The 12359-nt window shown below is 68.8% G+C and carries 12 protein-coding genes; 3 read left to right on the forward strand and 9 right to left on the reverse strand.

The window, feature by feature from the left end; all coding sequences use genetic code 11:
* Window positions 1-965: 965 nt before the first annotated feature.
* Both ACSQ9E_RS27680 and alr read right to left on the reverse strand, forming a co-directional pair.
* Window positions 966-1832, reverse strand: coding sequence for a hypothetical protein (locus ACSQ9E_RS27680; RefSeq protein ID WP_436219704.1), 867 nt, complete (start codon window positions 1830-1832; stop codon window positions 966-968).
* Window positions 1833-1930: 98 nt separating this feature from the next.
* Complete coding sequence (alr, locus tag ACSQ9E_RS27685; RefSeq protein WP_436219705.1) at window positions 1931-3049, reverse strand: alanine racemase; 1119 nt, start codon at window positions 3047-3049, stop codon at window positions 1931-1933.
* A 134-nt stretch (window positions 3050-3183) separates the two neighbouring features.
* Between alr and lplT the strand changes: the two genes are divergently transcribed.
* Window positions 3184-4488 (forward strand): lysophospholipid transporter LplT, encoded by a 1305-nt coding sequence (lplT, locus tag ACSQ9E_RS27690; protein ID WP_057202682.1) that lies wholly within the window; start codon window positions 3184-3186, stop codon window positions 4486-4488.
* A 210-nt stretch (window positions 4489-4698) separates the two neighbouring features.
* Window positions 4699-5184: a glutathione peroxidase gene (locus tag ACSQ9E_RS27695; RefSeq protein WP_057202683.1), complete on the forward strand. Its 486-nt coding sequence runs from the start codon at window positions 4699-4701 to the stop codon at window positions 5182-5184.
* A 10-nt stretch (window positions 5185-5194) separates the two neighbouring features.
* Here ACSQ9E_RS27695 and ACSQ9E_RS27700 read toward each other — a convergent pair whose 3' ends face one another.
* A complete protein-coding gene (locus ACSQ9E_RS27700) occupies window positions 5195-5668 on the reverse strand; it encodes a GNAT family N-acetyltransferase (protein WP_436219706.1) in 474 nt (157 codons plus the stop codon).
* A gap of 36 nt (window positions 5669-5704) precedes the next feature.
* The gene (locus ACSQ9E_RS27705) at window positions 5705-6919 is read right to left on the reverse strand and encodes an acyltransferase family protein (RefSeq protein ID WP_436219707.1); all 1215 of its coding nucleotides are present in this window, start codon (window positions 6917-6919) and stop codon (window positions 5705-5707) included.
* Between the two features lie 142 nt (window positions 6920-7061).
* Between ACSQ9E_RS27705 and ACSQ9E_RS27710 the strand changes: the two genes are divergently transcribed.
* Window positions 7062-7991, forward strand: coding sequence for a LytTR family DNA-binding domain-containing protein (locus ACSQ9E_RS27710; RefSeq protein ID WP_436219708.1), 930 nt, complete (start codon window positions 7062-7064; stop codon window positions 7989-7991).
* Here the strand turns inward: ACSQ9E_RS27710 and ACSQ9E_RS27715 are convergent, their stop codons facing one another.
* The 5 genes from ACSQ9E_RS27715 to glcF all read right to left on the reverse strand — a co-directional run bounded on the left by ACSQ9E_RS27715 (window position 7992) and on the right by glcF (window position 12319).
* Complete coding sequence (locus tag ACSQ9E_RS27715) at window positions 7992-8552, reverse strand: dihydrofolate reductase family protein (protein WP_436219709.1); 561 nt, start codon at window positions 8550-8552, stop codon at window positions 7992-7994.
* A complete protein-coding gene (locus ACSQ9E_RS27720; RefSeq protein ID WP_436219710.1) occupies window positions 8549-9274 on the reverse strand; it encodes a helix-turn-helix transcriptional regulator in 726 nt (241 codons plus the stop codon). Before ACSQ9E_RS27720 ends, ACSQ9E_RS27715 begins: the two co-directional genes overlap by 4 nt.
* A 21-nt stretch (window positions 9275-9295) precedes the next feature.
* Window positions 9296-9760 (reverse strand): GyrI-like domain-containing protein, encoded by a 465-nt coding sequence (locus ACSQ9E_RS27725; RefSeq protein ID WP_436219711.1) that lies wholly within the window; start codon window positions 9758-9760, stop codon window positions 9296-9298.
* A 249-nt stretch (window positions 9761-10009) separates the two neighbouring features.
* On the reverse strand, window positions 10010-10930 hold the full coding sequence (locus ACSQ9E_RS27730; protein ID WP_057202689.1) for a ProQ/FINO family protein: 921 nt from the start codon (window positions 10928-10930) through the stop codon (window positions 10010-10012).
* Between the two features lie 129 nt (window positions 10931-11059).
* A complete protein-coding gene (glcF, locus tag ACSQ9E_RS27735) occupies window positions 11060-12319 on the reverse strand; it encodes a glycolate oxidase subunit GlcF (protein ID WP_436219712.1) in 1260 nt (419 codons plus the stop codon).
* Between the last annotated feature and the right edge of the window lie 40 nt (window positions 12320-12359).

Consider the following 12359-nt stretch of genomic DNA (forward strand, 5'->3'; position numbering starts at 1 on the left):
CGTGGCCGGCACCGGCCTGGGCGACCCCGTGCAGCGCAGTGACCTGCCTGCGGGCATCAACGCCAACGTGGGCTTCGTGCGCCTTGCGGGCGTGCCCACCCGCACGGGCGGCAGCACGCCGTTGGAAACCCTGGTCAACAACGGCCTGCGCACCGTTGGCATCACCAGCGCGGCGCAGGCTGCGGATGGCAGCGTCACCTGGACCCTGGGCGGCGTGAGCTTCCCCGTGGTGCCGCTGGAAGTGCGCGTGGTGCCCGGCCGCGCCGATGGCGCCAGTGTGGCGGACGATGGCAGCATCGAGGTCGCCACGGCAGGCCTGGTGACCCGCTTCGGACCGGCCCTGCAGTCCCTGCCCTCCATGGGCCAGGCCCTCACGGCCCTGGGCGCCACGACGGTACTGCAGCCCAATGGGGCCCTGCGCGTCTCCCTGGGCAGCACCGTCTTCCACCTGCGCGCGCAATGGTTGCCGATGGGCCGCACGGGCAATGCCCCGGGCTTTGTCTTCAGCAGCACGACCGGCATGGTCTTCACGGATGCGAATGGCGTGAGCCAGGCGCTGCAGGGCGACGTGGCCGACTACGAGGGCCTCACCAGCCTGCTGCAATCGCTCCTGGGCACGGCCACCGTCCTGCGCACCGGCCTCGACCTGCAGACCGAGCTGATCGTGGCCGGCCAGCGCTTTCAGCTGGTGCCCGACCTGGCTCTGCTGCCTGCGGGCACGGGGCCTGCCGACAGCAACTGGTGGTTTGAAGGCAGCAAGCTATTCGTACGCTACACCGGTGGCCTGGTACAGGGCTTTGCTGTGACGGCACGCTGAGCACAACAGCAAAGACCCAGTCCAGCCGCTCAAAGTGGGGGGCGCCCAAGGCGCCTCCCGCTTTTTTTTGGGGTGGCCGGAATGATGCCAGGTGGACGGCCCGAACCTGTACTGGTGTGGTTGAGCATGCGCCCGACCAGCGCAGGGTTCAGCGTGCCTTCATGCCGGACTGTATGGCCCGCACCGCCTCGGGCAGCGAATTCACATGGGGCAGGAAATGGTCGATGGTGGCGCCCAGCGCCACGGCGCACACCACGGCGCCAAGCATGGGTTTCCAGGTCAGGCGCACGGCGGCGCTGAGCCAGCCCTCGCGTTCCACGCCCATGGCGGCGCGTGCCGTCACCACGGAAAAGGCCAGCTCCACCGCCACGGTGAGCAGTACGTCCCAGCCGAAGAACAGCATGGCCAGGGCGCCCGCGCCGAAGACGATGGCGGCCCCGATCAGGAAGATGGCGACGATGGGGATGACCACCACCGCGCCTTCGTCAGCGCCCGACACCGCATCGGCTGCACCGCTGGCCAGGTCGCCCAGGCCGGAGCCCGCGTCCGAGAGCCCAGAGCCGAAGTCGCCTGAGCCACTGCCGGTGTGCACGCCGCTTCCACCGGATCGGGGCATGGGCATGCGCGGCCCGCCACCACCGCGCCAGGTCACGGCATCGATCGCCATGTCCGCCACATCCGTCGCGGCCTCGGCCGCATCGCCCGCGCCGCTGCCAGAATCGCCGTCCTCATCTATCAAACGGGCGGCCCACATGCGCAGCACCAGCAGGTAGCCCACATAGCCGACCGAGAGGGTGACCAGGTAACGCAGCGCCAGCGTCTCCATGCCCAGCAGCATCTGCACATGCGAGGCACACCACATGATGAGAAGCGTGAAGCCGCCGATCAGAAAGCCGTGCAGGCGCAGGCTGTAGCGCTGCTGCAGGCTGTCCGCCAGCTGGTGCTGGGGCTGCATGCGCACGGAGCGCCAGTTCGAGGTCTTTTTACGGGAACTGCTGCGCTTGTTGTCGGCCATGGATGGCACTCCTGTCAGAGCGGATGGTCAGGCGCGCAGCGTACCCGATCCAGCCGTGTTTCACGGAATTGCCTGCGGGGCACACCGTGAAGAAATCCTCATTCCACGGCGACGGGCACGCGCTGCGCCAGCGCGCACATGAGCTCCCAAGACACGGTCCCCGCCGGCTGGGCCACTTCATCGATGGTCAGCACGGCGCCGTTGCTGGCGCGGCCCCAGAGCGTGACCTCGCTGCCAAAACCGACATCCGTGCCCAGCGCCATGCCCGACTGCAGCAGCGGCGTCAGGTCCACGGTGACCATGTCCATGCTCACCCGGCCCACGATGCGCGTGCGCACACCGTTGACCAGCACCGGCGTACCGGTGGGGCAGTGCCGTGGGTAGCCATCGCCATAGCCGCAGGCGGCCACGCCGATGGTCAGCGGCCCCTCGGCGGTGAAGCTCGAACCATAGCCCACGGTGTCGCCCGCCTGCAATTGCTGCACGGCCAGCAGCTTGGTGGACAGCGTCATGGTGGGCTCCAGCCCCCAGTGGCCGGCCGAATTCTCCGGGTGATCGGGCGCGTTGCCGTACAGCACGATGCCGGCGCGCACCCAGTCGGCGCGCACAGCCGCGTCAGCGCTGTGGCGCAGCGTGGCAGCGCTGTTGGAGAGTGTGCGCTCACCCGGCAAATCGGCGGCGGCGGTGTTGAACGCTGCCATCTGGTGGGCAATGCCGCGCGGACCGTCGGCATCGCTGAAATGGGTCATGAACGAGATCTCGTCCACCTGCGGCAGCGCGTTGAGCCGGGCCCAGGCAGCGCGGTAGCGCTGGGGCGTGAAGCCCAGGCGGTTCATGCCCGAGTTCATCTTCAGGAACACGCGGTGCGGCACCTGCGTCTTGTGGGTGGCCAGCATGTCGATCTGCTCGTCGCAGTGCACGGCATGCCAGAGCCCCAGGCGCGAGCACAGCTCCAGGTCGCGCAGCTCGAACACGCCTTCGAGCAGCAGGATAGGGCCGCGCCAGCCCAATTGGCGCACGCGCTCGGCCTCGGCCAGGTCCAGCAGGGCAAAGCCGTCGGCCCCGCGCAAGCCCTCATAGGCACGCTCGATGCCATGGCCGTAGGCATTGGACTTGACCACGGCCCAGACCTTGGCGTCTGGCGTGCTGCGGCGCACGCGCTCCAGGTTGTGGTGCAGGGCGGCGGTGTGGATGGTGGCTTGTATCGGGCGTGGCATGGGGTTTGACCGGGTGGGATGTCCAGGATTCTGGCACCGTGACCGTTTACCCACGTGATATAACCATCCGTCGGCCAACAGGCTCCCCATATTTAACAGGGCATCAGTCCAACTGATGCAGCACCAGCCATTCGATGAAGCGCGGTTTCTACACCATCATGTCGGCGCAGTTCTTCAGCTCGCTGGCCGACAATGCGCTGTTCGTGGCCGCTGTCGAACTCCTCCGTTCAGAAGGTGCTCCCGAGTGGCAGCGCGCCGCCCTGGTGCCCATGTTCGCGCTGTTCTACGTGGTGCTGGCGCCCTTCGTGGGCGCTTTTGCCGACGCCTTGCCCAAGGGCAAGGTGATGTTCGTGAGCAATGCCATCAAGGTGGTGGGCTGCCTCATGATGCTGTTCGGCTCACACCCCCTCATTGCCTATGCGGTGGTGGGGCTGGGCGCTGCGGCCTACTCGCCCGCCAAGTACGGCATCCTGACCGAACTGCTGCCCGCCTCCCAACTGGTCAAGGCCAATGGCTGGATCGAAGGGCTCACCATCGCCTCCATCATTCTCGGGGTGCTGCTGGGCGGCCAGCTCGTCGGGCACAACGTCTCGGGCATGATGCTGAGCTTCGACTTTCCGATGATCGACACCGGCGTGGACACGCCTGCCGAAGCAGCCATCGCCGGGCTGATCTTCATCTACATCCTGGCAGCCTGGTTCAACACCCGCATCCCGCACACGGGTGTGGAGATGCGCCCCATGCGATCCGACCCCTCGCGCAGCATCCTGGCCAACACCATGGCGCTGCTGCCCGACTTCTGGGCCTGCAACAACCGCCTGTGGCGCGACAAGCTGGGCCAGATCTCGCTGGCCACCACCACCCTGTTCTGGGGGGCGGGCGGGAATCTCAAGTTCATCGTGCTGGCCTGGGCCGGCGTGGCCCTGGGCTACAACACCACGCAGGCCTCGGCCCTCACCGGCGTGGTGGCCATCGGTACCGCCGTGGGCGCCGTGGTGGCCTCCATGCGCATGCGGCTGGATATGGCCACCCGGGTCATCCCGCTCGGTATCGCCATGGGCCTGCTGCTGATATTGATGGTCTTCATCAAGAACATCTGGCTGGCCATTCCCTTTTTGATCCTGCTGGGCGGCCTGGGCGGCTACCTGGTCGTGCCCATGAATGCGCTGCTGCAGCACCGCGGCCACAACCTCATGGGCGCCGGCCGCTCCATCGCCGTGCAGAACTTCAACGAGCAAGCCTGCATCCTGGCGCTGGGCGCGTTCTACAGCCTGTCGCTCAAGTTCGGCCTGTCGGTGTTCGGCGCCATCACCATCTTCGGCCTGGTGGTGGCAGCCATCATGTGGATCATCCGCCGCTGGCACCAGCGCAACTGCGTGAACCACCGTGAAGAGGTGGAGCACCTGCTGCATATCGCGCGCCAGGACGCACATCACTAAGGCATCCCCCTGAGGCGCTGACGCGCCTTCCCCCTTCTCTCGAATTGCTGCGCAATTCGGGAAGGGGGACACCGCCAGCGCGGCGGGGCGGCGCTTGCGCGGCGGTCACTGGCTTGGGCCGCGCGCCTTGCACAGGCCGCAGCGATACCGGTGCGGGCAAATACATCGTACAGCGGCTACCATGGGCCCTTCAGCCACCGAGGAGCCCCCATGCCCGACAGCATCTACGATTTCGAAGCCCAGCAGATGAATGGCCAGAGCGTGCCGCTCTCGCAGTACCAGGGCAAGGTGATGCTCATCGTCAACACGGCCAGCGCCTGCGGGTTCACACCGCAGTTCGGCGGGCTCGAAGAGTTGCACAAGGCGTACGGCGACAAGGGGCTGGTGGTGCTGGGCTTTCCCTGCAACCAGTTCGGCAGCCAGGACCCGGGCAGCAACGACGAGATCGCGAGTTTCTGCCAGCTCAACTACGGCGTGAGCTTTCCGATGATGGCCAAGATCGACGTCAACGGTGCCAACGCCTCGCCGCTGTACCAATGGCTCAGCGCAGAGGCCCCGGGACTTCTGGGCAGCAAGGCCATCAAGTGGAATTTCACCAAGTTCCTCGTGGGCAAGGACGGCAAGGTGATCCGCCGCTATGCGCCGCAGGATGCGCCCAAGAAGCTGGCCGGCGACATCGAGGCAGCGCTGGCCTGAAGCCCAGGTCCTACGCCTGCCAGCGGCACAGCACGCGCTCACGCCCTGTGGTCGGGTGGCGGTCATGCCCACACTCCTGCAGGCCGCAGCGCACATAGAAGCGGCGCGCGCGCAGGTTGGTGCTGGCCACATGCAGCGACCAGCCCTGCGGGCAGAGCGCACACACATGGGCCACCAGGGCAGCGCCGATGCCGGTCCCTTGCGCGCCGGGGTCGACGAACAGCTGGTGCAGATGGGCCGCCTCCACGTCCAGCACCATGAACGCCACGGCGGTTCCGTCGTGCACCCCCACCAGCGTGAGGCAGGGCGGGCCGAACTCGGCATGGACTCGCTCCAGCCAATGCGCCAGGGGCGCCACCTCGGCCACCAACGGATTGGCCGAGGCCCAGGCCCGGCGCCACAGGGCTGCCAGCATCGGGGCATCGGTCCCGGTAGCGGGCCGCAGCGCTGAGAGTCCGGCAACGTTCGGTGGGGTGGATTCCATGGATTTCGGAGTGGCCAGGCGGCCAGTATCGCGCCATCACGGCATCTGCGGCGAACCCAGCGAAGGCCCTGCCGCCCGTGGTCGCACGCCCTTGGCTCCTCGCGGCAACCCGAACAGCGGCCGCAGCCACCGCACCCGTCGCACCACCGCCGTCAGGGCCCAGCACACCAGCACCGTGCCGGCCAGCAGGGCCAGCGGCTCCAGCACCGGGCCGAGCTGCCAGCGTGCCAGTGCCACCGCCAGCACGATGATGGCGGTCTGGTGCAGCAGATACCAGGGGTAGACCGCCTCCTGCGCCCAGCGCAGCCAGGGCCATGGCCGGTTGAGCCGGTGGTGGGCCCAGCCCAGGATGGCCAGCAGCGTGCTCCACAGGTACAGGTCGGCCAGCACGCGCATGGCAGTGCGCGCCAGCCAGCCGCCCTGCTGCACGGCCACACCGCGCAGCGCCGTGAACAGCACCAGCAATGCCAGTGCCGTGCCCAGAAAACGCCAGCGCAGGCGCACCAGCTCGGCCCACAGACCGGCGTCGAGCCCGATCCAGTAGCCATACAGGAAGAGCGTGAAGTACACCGCATGCAGCCAGGCGTCGTGAATGAGGTCGTGGGTGGGCGGAAAGTGCCGCCACAGCAGCACCGAATACAGCACCAGCGGCAGTACGGGCCAGGCAAAGAGCGCCAGGCCACGCAGGCCGGTGAACGCCCTGCGCAGCCGCTGGCCCGGTGCGGACTCCAGCCAGGGCAGCAGCACGGCCAGCACCACGGTGTAGGCCCACAGGTAGGCCAGGTACCACAGGTGGTTCCAGGTGACCCCGGCCTCCCAGCCATCGAAGGCGCCGGCCGGCCAGGGGCCCCCGCCGTAGTAGCGCAACAGGAAGGCGCCGAAGCCCGGAGTGATCAGGCCATTGGCCAAGCCCTGCACATAGGGCTGGTAGGGCACGACCACCGCCATGCCAAAGGCCAGCGGCAGCAGCAGGCGCCCGCTGCGCCGCCGGACCATCCCCGCCACCGTCTGCCCCCGGCGCACCAGGCCGAGCGCCAGGCCGGAGACCAGGAACACCAGGTCCATGCGCCACAGGTTCAGGGCCCGCATGGGCATCTGCAGCCACTCTGCCGCGTGCGGGCTCTTGATGTGCCAGTGCCAGTCGGCCACGTAGTACATGGCGACGTGGTAGACGAGGACCAGGGCAAAGGCCAGGGCGCGCAGGGCGTCGATGTCGTGGCGGCGCGGGGTGGGAGCGTGTGCATCAGTCATGCACCCATGCTCGGGCGCTTGGGCACAGCGGCGTGCCTGCGCGGGACCAGGACGGCCCCTTTTGGGACGAGCGGTGGCCAGCTGGGACGGGGCGGGGGGGCGGATTTCCCAAGGTGCTGTGCGCCTTGCCTACACTGGCGGCATGTCCCGACCCGCCCTGCCCTGGCCCGAACGCTACCGCCCACTGCGCCGCCGCGCGGAGGTGGCGTTCTGGACCGTCCTGCTGATGGTGCAGGCGGCCTTCAACAGCGTGGTGACGCTGATCGACTTGCGTTCTGCCGGCCGGCCCGTGGCTGCCTGGGAGCCGGCGCTGTGGGAGCTGTCGAGCGTGCTGGTGGTCGGGCTGCTGATCCCGGCCATCGTGGCCTTCGAGCGGCGCTTCCCGCTGCACTGGGACACGCTGCGCCGCCACCTGCCCTGGCACCTGGTGGGCAGCGTGGCCTACTGCAGCATCCACCTGGCGGGAATGATGGCACTGCGGCACCTGGCCTATTCCACCATGGGCGCCGAGTACCGCCTGAATGGTCCCTGGTGGGCCCAGTGGGGCTACGAGTACCTCAAGGACGTGCGCACCTATGCACTCATCGTCAGCAGCCTGGTGGGCTACCGCTTTCTGCTGCTGCGGCTGCAGGGCGAGGCCCGGGTGCTGGACCGGCCGGAAGAAGCCACCGCCACCCCGGTGCCCTCGCCCGCCACGGGGCCGGCGGCGCAGGAGCCGCCACCACCCCTGCCTGCGCAGCGCCCCGAACGCTTCCTGGTGCGCAAGCTGCGCCGCGAGTTTTTGATTGCCGCCACCGACATCGCCTGGCTGCAGGCCGAAGCCAACTACGTGGGCCTGCACGTCAACGGGCACGACTACCTGGTGCGCTCCACCCTGGCGGACTTCCTCACGCAACTGGACCCGGCGCGCTTCGTGCGGGTGCACCGCAGCTATGCCGTCAACCTGGACGCAGTGGCGGAGATCGAGCCGCTGGACAGCGGCGATGCCCGCCTGTTGATGAAGGATGGCAGCACCGTGCCGTGCAGCCGGCGCTACCGCAGTGCGCTGGCCCAGCCGGGCACAGCCACCTGATCAGCAGGCGGCAGGAGCGCTGCGCACCCGCTTGAAGTGCTGCGTCAGAACGCCATTCGGATAGGCCTGGTGCGCCTGCAGCGTCCAATGCTGCTGCACCATCGCCTGCGGCACGCCCCACAGAGGCAGGCCCGCCCCCAGCGTGACCGGAATGGTGGCCAGCATCAGGTGGTCCACCAGCCCCGCGCGCAGGAACTGCCCTGCCAACTGGCCGCCGCCGACCAGCCAGACCTGCCGCAGCCCTTGTTCCACCCACTGGGCCATGAGCTGCTGCGGCTGCGCGGCCCCCCAGCGCACGCTGGGCGGGAGCGTCCCATCCGAGGGGGCTTGCTGGTGGCTGAGCACCCAGGCCGGCCGCTCGCCATAAGGCCAGTCGCCAAAGGAGCGGGCCACGGCATAGGTCGTGCGCCCCATGACCAGGGCGGCCACGCCAGCCATGAAGTCGGCCAGTCCGTAGTCGGTGCCCGCCTGCTCGAAAGGGTGCAGCCAGTCGAGTTCGCCGCCGGGGCCGGCGATGAAGCCGTCCAGGGTGGAGGCCACATAGTAGGTGACCTCGGTCATGCGCAGGGGGTCTCGTCGTTCAAGGATGGGGGGCGCGAAGCCATCTCGGCCTCGATCTGGCGCAGCATGTCGGCCAGGGTCTTGCCGGGCTCCTGGCGGAACTGCTCGGGCAGCACGGTGAGTGTCGCGATGCGGTCGATGCGAAAGCCGCGGAAATCGTTGCGCAGCTCGCACCAGGCAGACAGTGTCCAGACCTTGCCCCAGTAGAAGCAGCCCAGGGGCCGCAGGCGGCGCACGCTGGGCCGGCCCTGCACGTCGGCGTAGTCGATCTGCACCACATGGCGGCTGTGTACCGCCTCGCGCAGCGTCTGCAAGGTGGCCTGGGCACGCGGCCCCAGGCCGACCGACGGGGCATAGAGCGCCTGCGCCTCGGCCGCCACGCGCGCCTCGGGCGGCAGCACCGAGAGGATCTTGCCCAGCGCCCCTTCCACTTCGCGCGCCAGCCCCGCGTCGAGCCAGGCCTGGGCCAGCCGCGCGGCGGCCACCAGGGCATTCGCCTCGCCCTGGCTGAACATCAGCGGCGGCAGGTCAAAGCCCGCCCCCAGGCGGTAGCCCACGCCCGCCTCGCCCTCGATGGGCACGCCCTGGTGCTGCAGGTCGGCCACGTCGCGGTAGATGGTGCGCTGCGACACCTCCAGCCGCTCGGCCAGGAAGGCGGAGGTGGACAGGCGCCGCCCCCGGATGAGCTGGACGATCTGGAACAGGCGGTCGGCACGGCGCATGCTGGGTGAGAAGGAACGGGCCTAGACGCCGATGTGGATGGCCACGCGGTCGGGGCCCGCATAGGCCTCGAAGTCGGTGGTGAAGCGGCGCTGGATCTGCGGATTCTCGCCAAAGTAGCGCCACACCTCGCCCCAGGCGTCGATCACCATCTGCGGCATGCTGCCCTGGCCGTGGAACACCAGGTAGTCGCCAGCCTCGATGGCGATGGTCGATGCACCGCCCACGACCTCCGAGCCTTCGGGGGCGGCCACGCCGGCCGTGACGTCGAAGGCGCCCTGCTCGTTGGACTCATAGGCGCTGTAGACGCCGAAGATGCGGTCGTCCGCTCCGGGCCGAGGCAGCTTGTGCTCCCAGCTTTCGCTGAAGAAACGGTCCCACAGGCCTCCGATGCGGGAGGTTTCGGGGTTCATCTCGTCACTGTTGCGGGTGCGCACGGCAATGCCGGCAACGCGGAAGGCAGGAATCTTTTCAGAAACGGGTGGCATGCGGTTTCCTCTCTCTCTTTTGGTTGGTCTGGAGTAGCCATGGTGCTGCCCTGCTGCTGACAACCTGGTGTCAGCAGGATGGCGCGGCAATCCACAATTTGCAACCGAAAGTGAGAGGTAACGCCACTGCATGGTCCGCATGCACGCTGCTGCCAACGCAGTGTCAGCAGGGAACCATTGCACCACGCACAGCCTGCAGCGCGGGCGCGACCGGACCGCCACCGGGCAAGGCCCGGTGGCGGTGACAGGTCAGTCGGCGGCAGGGACCGCCGCAGAGGGAGCAGCAGCAGCGGCAGCCACCAGGCCACGGTAGCGCCGTGCGCGCTCCAGCGTCTGGCCCACGGCGCGCGGCGCCATGCCATACATGTCGGCAAACGCCTCCAGGGCCTGGCCGCTGGCATCGAAGGCGCGCAGCAGCGCCTCGTCCTTGGCGTTGCGCACGGACCATTCGGCAAAGGCCTCTTCGAGCAGGGCGTTGGCCTCCTCGTCACGGCCGGCCACGAGCTCGGTGTAGGCCTCGCGCGTCAGGCCCGAGGCCTCGAAGGCCTGGACCATGCGGTTGCGCAGCTTGGGCAGCAGGTCCTCGCTGGCGCGGGCCTTGTTGTTCTTTCTGCGGCGGTAGACCTCCAGCAGGGCGTGGTGCACATGCTCGGGGGCCATGGCCTCCACGGGCTGACCGGCCAAGTCGTGGCGCTTCTCGCCGGCCGCCACGCTTTGCAGGTAGCGGGTGGAGCGGGTATGCAGCCCCAGGGCCACCTTGAGTGCATCGCGCTCGAACTGCTCGGGGTGCGCGGCCAGGATGTCCTGGAAGATGCCGCGCTTGAGCGGGCGGAACACCGCGCCGAACAGCTGCGGGTACAGGCCGGCCAGTTGCTCTAGTGCGGGATGGGTGCGCTGCGGCGCACGGGCGCCTGCTGGCGCGGCCGCAGCGGGCTGGCCTGCAGCCGGGGCGCCGGCCTCGCCACGCGGACGGCCGTCGCGGCGATTGTTGTTGCGGCCACCGCGGCCGCCCCGGCCCTCACGGTGGGGGGCCGCAGGAGCGGCAGCCGCCGCAGCACCCTCCCCGGCATCGCCTGGAGCCACGGCGGGGGCCGATGCAGCGTCTGCCGCCGTAGGGGCAGCGGCGGCGGGCGCGGCGGTCTGTTCTTGTTCTGGCACGTTGTCGGTCATGGCGTAGCGAAGGAAGGGGGCAACAAAACCCTCAATCATGCCAGTCTTGGCGCCGGGCACCTAATTCAGGGCCTCCGGCCGGCCCCTCGCACGACGGTGCAGCATCCATCCGGACGGAGACACACGCCCTTACTGCGCAGCGGTCAAGGCCTCGTCCAGCACCTCGATCCAGTGGCGCACAGGCGTCGCGGTGCCGCTTTGCAGGTGCGTGATGCAGCCGATGTTGGCCGACAGGATGGCATCCGGCGGCTGCTCGCCAAACGCCTCGCCCAGCGCGCCGAGCTTGCGGTCGCGCAACTGGTGGGACAGGCCGGGGTTGAGCACCGAGTAGGTGCCCGCCGAGCCGCAGCACAGGTGCGATTCATTGCGCGCCACGCGCAGCCTGAAGCCCAGGGCAGCCAGGTGCGTTTCCACCCCGCCGCGCAGCTTTTGCCCGTGCTGCAGCGTGCAGGGCGGGTGGTAGGCGAACAGCTTGTCTGGCGGGGGCTGCACACGCCCGGCCAGGCGCTGGGCAAGTTCGGGCAGCAGGTCCGGCAGCAACTCGGACAGGTCGCGGGTGAGCGCGCTGATTCGCGCGGCCTTGGCGGCGTACTGCGCATCGTTCTGCAGGATGTGGCCGTACTCCTTCACCGTGACGCCGCAGCCCGAGGCGTTCATGACGATGCACTCCACGCCATCCGACTCGACCAGAGGCCACCAGGCGTCGATGTTGGCGCGCATCTCGGCCTTGCCGCCGTCCTGGTCGTTGAGGTGGAACTTGACCGCGCCGCAGCAGCCGGCCTTGGGCGCCACCAAAGTCTCTATGCCCGCAGCGTCGAGCACGCGTGCGGTGGCGGTGTTGATGCCCGGCATCATCGCGGGTTGCACGCAGCCGGCCAGCATGAGCACCTTGCGCGCATGCGCCCCCGTGGGCCAGGCGCCCGGATTGCGTGGCGCCGGCACCTTGGCCTGCAGGGACTCGGGCAGCAGGCCGCGCACCATCTGCCCGGCCTTCATCGCGGGGGCGAACAGCGCCGAAGGCAGGCCTTCCTTGAGCGCCCAGCGCAGGGCCTTCTCGCCCAGGGGGCGCGGCACCTTCTCGTCCACGATCTTGCGGCCGATGTCCACCAGGTGGCCATACTGCACGCCGCTGGGGCAGGTGGTCTCACAGTTGCGGCAGGTCAGGCAGCGGTCCAGGTGCATCTGGGTGGCGCGCGTGGGCGCCTGGCCTTCGAGCACCTGCTTGATCAGGTAGATGCGGCCGCGCGGGCCATCGAGTTCATCGCCCAGCAGCTGGTAGGTCGGGCAGGTGGCGGTACAGAAGCCGCAGTGCACGCACTTGCGCAGGATGGCCTCGGCCTCGAGGCCGTCGGCGCGGGCGCGGTATTCAGGGGAGAGTTGGGTTTGCATGGTGCATGCCTGGACAGTGAATGGTTGTGCCGCGCAGTGG

Origin of the sequence: Acidovorax sp. LjRoot118, from assembly GCF_964253575.1 — a bacterium.
Taxonomy (GTDB): domain Bacteria; phylum Pseudomonadota; class Gammaproteobacteria; order Burkholderiales; family Burkholderiaceae_C; genus Acidovorax.

Bases quoted from the DNA above. Each gene is read 5' to 3' on its own strand.
- ACSQ9E_RS27700 (WP_436219706.1), bottom strand. From the start codon at position 5,668: ATGGAATCCACCCCACCGAACGTTGCCGGACTCTCAGCGCTGCGGCCC.
- glcF (WP_436219712.1), bottom strand. From the start codon at position 12,319: ATGCAAACCCAACTCTCCCCTGAATACCGCGCCCGCGCCGACGGCCTC.
- ACSQ9E_RS27720 (WP_436219710.1), bottom strand. From the start codon at position 9,274: ATGCGCCGTGCCGACCGCCTGTTCCAGATCGTCCAGCTCATCCGGGGG.
- alr (WP_436219705.1), bottom strand. From the start codon at position 3,049: ATGCCACGCCCGATACAAGCCACCATCCACACCGCCGCCCTGCACCAC.
- ACSQ9E_RS27715 (WP_436219709.1), bottom strand. From the start codon at position 8,552: ATGACCGAGGTCACCTACTATGTGGCCTCCACCCTGGACGGCTTCATC.
- ACSQ9E_RS27680 (WP_436219704.1), bottom strand. From the start codon at position 1,832: ATGGCCGACAACAAGCGCAGCAGTTCCCGTAAAAAGACCTCGAACTGG.
- lplT (WP_057202682.1), top strand. From the start codon at position 3,184: ATGAAGCGCGGTTTCTACACCATCATGTCGGCGCAGTTCTTCAGCTCG.
- ACSQ9E_RS27705 (WP_436219707.1), bottom strand. From the start codon at position 6,919: ATGACTGATGCACACGCTCCCACCCCGCGCCGCCACGACATCGACGCC.
- ACSQ9E_RS27730 (WP_057202689.1), bottom strand. From the start codon at position 10,930: ATGACCGACAACGTGCCAGAACAAGAACAGACCGCCGCGCCCGCCGCC.
- ACSQ9E_RS27725 (WP_436219711.1), bottom strand. From the start codon at position 9,760: ATGCCACCCGTTTCTGAAAAGATTCCTGCCTTCCGCGTTGCCGGCATT.
- ACSQ9E_RS27710 (WP_436219708.1), top strand. From the start codon at position 7,062: ATGTCCCGACCCGCCCTGCCCTGGCCCGAACGCTACCGCCCACTGCGC.
- ACSQ9E_RS27695 (WP_057202683.1), top strand. From the start codon at position 4,699: ATGCCCGACAGCATCTACGATTTCGAAGCCCAGCAGATGAATGGCCAG.